This window comes from Caballeronia glathei, from assembly GCF_000698595.1.
Classification (GTDB): domain Bacteria; phylum Pseudomonadota; class Gammaproteobacteria; order Burkholderiales; family Burkholderiaceae; genus Caballeronia; species Caballeronia glathei.
Genome location: NZ_JFHC01000259.1, coordinates 1 through 832, shown reverse-complemented (window position 1 = coordinate 832; position 832 = coordinate 1). Strand labels below are relative to the sequence as shown.

Genomic DNA, 832 nt, shown 5'->3' with positions numbered 1-832 from the left:
CCAGGAGAAGGCGTATGACCTCGCCATTGGCACGACCATCGCGGAGGACCGCATCTGCGCCGCGCAACTTGAAGTGGCACTGGCGACCGTCTTTGGCCTTGCGCCGGATCAGATTACGCTGACCGTGAACTTTGTTTCGCAGGCGGAAGTGGATTTGAGCTTCGGCGTCTACGAAAGACCGCTTGCACAGAAATTCGGCTCGGTTCCGCCCGTTCAGTAAGCGCAGAAATCAGCCTGCCGAGTGAGAGCCTCTCGCGGCGGCCGGGGCGGTGGCGCTCCGTAGCGTCGCCTAGCCACCTATGCGCGCGTCGATCGCTTCGTGCAACTTGAACAAGGCAAGCTTCAGGTCACCGCCCTCCGCCAAGTAACGAGCGTGAAGCACAAATTTCAGGACTTTTTCAATCAGTTGTCGTCCAAAGTCGATCTGCGACGAAGCGGGGGCACGCGCAAGCCGCTTTTCGCGCCAGTCGATGATGACCGACGCCCCTGCGGCATCATCGTGGTCGACGCTCCAGTGGACATTGAGACGGACAGCATCGTCTTTGCGCGCGCCGTACTTGACCGCATTGGTCCGTGCAGCACCAGTGCAATCGTCTGCGGGTGGCTAAGCCGAGCGGCGCTGCCGGATCGCTGGCCGCTATCCTTTTTCTGTCGGCTACGCCCCGCGCTTCGCGCCCGAGGCGATGCCTCCGGTCGATTTGGTCGCCGTTCGCCTCGCCAATGGGCCCTGCAAGCGCCCGAGCGCAGCGAGACGGCTAGTGAACTTCTTAAGGGCCGGACCTCGCGATCGTCTGCGACGCGACCAAGTGTCGCGCGGGTCTTTATCCATCCA

General features: G+C 62.1%; 1 protein-coding gene and 1 pseudogene. Both read left to right on the top strand.

Annotated elements, in window-relative coordinates; genetic code table 11:
• A pseudogene (locus BG61_RS43135) lies at nucleotides 1-220 on the top strand (hypothetical protein); the annotation flags it as partial.
• 99 nt (nucleotides 221-319) lie between these two features.
• Nucleotides 320-832 (top strand): hypothetical protein (locus BG61_RS43845; RefSeq protein WP_206540644.1); only part of this gene is annotated, 513 nt, incomplete at its 3' end.